This is a genomic window from Collinsella sp. AF36-3AT, from assembly GCF_003475205.1.
Classification (GTDB): domain Bacteria; phylum Actinomycetota; class Coriobacteriia; order Coriobacteriales; family Coriobacteriaceae; genus Collinsella; species Collinsella aerofaciens_AF.
In genome coordinates this window covers 1-562 of sequence record NZ_QROZ01000028.1, presented here as the reverse complement: position 1 = coordinate 562, position 562 = coordinate 1, and the positions used below count along the sequence as shown (strand labels likewise).

At 64.9% G+C, this 562-nt stretch carries 1 pseudogene; it reads left to right on the top strand.

The features are described from left to right. Positions 1 to 562: pseudogene (locus DW003_RS09845) on the top strand (SIS domain-containing protein); the annotation flags it as partial.

Sequence of the window (562 nt, the reverse complement as noted above, 5' to 3'; positions counted from 1 at the left end):
TCTACGAGACCGGCAAGAAGATGACCGCGCTCGCCGACAAGGTCGCCGACGAGGGCTACGACGCCGTGTTCCTGATGGGCGTCGGCGGCACCTGGGACGAGCTCATGCAGCTCGAGTACCTCATGAACAAGTTCGGCGACCGCGACCTCGAGGTCTACCTGATCCACGCCGCCGAGTGGAACGTCATGGGCCACAAGCGCATGACCGAGAAGTCCGTCGTGCTCACCGCCTCCGAGTCCGGCACCACCCCCGAGGTCCTCGAGGCCGTCAAGAAGATGAAGGACATGGGCGTGCGCGTCTACGCCATGACCAAGCCCGAGGGCCCCATCGGCCAGGCTGTGGGTGCCGAGAACTGCGTCGCCATGGCTTCTGACCATGGTTCGGGCGGCTGCGAGAAGGGCTACTACCTCGCCGACTGCTTCGGCCTGCGCCTGCTCAACCGCCGCGGCTGCTTCCCCAAGTTCGACCTGTTCATCGAGCAGACCAAGGACATCTGGAAGGACATGCTCGACATCCGCAAGCGCTTCGAGCCGCGCGCCGAGGAGCTCGCCAAGAAGTACGC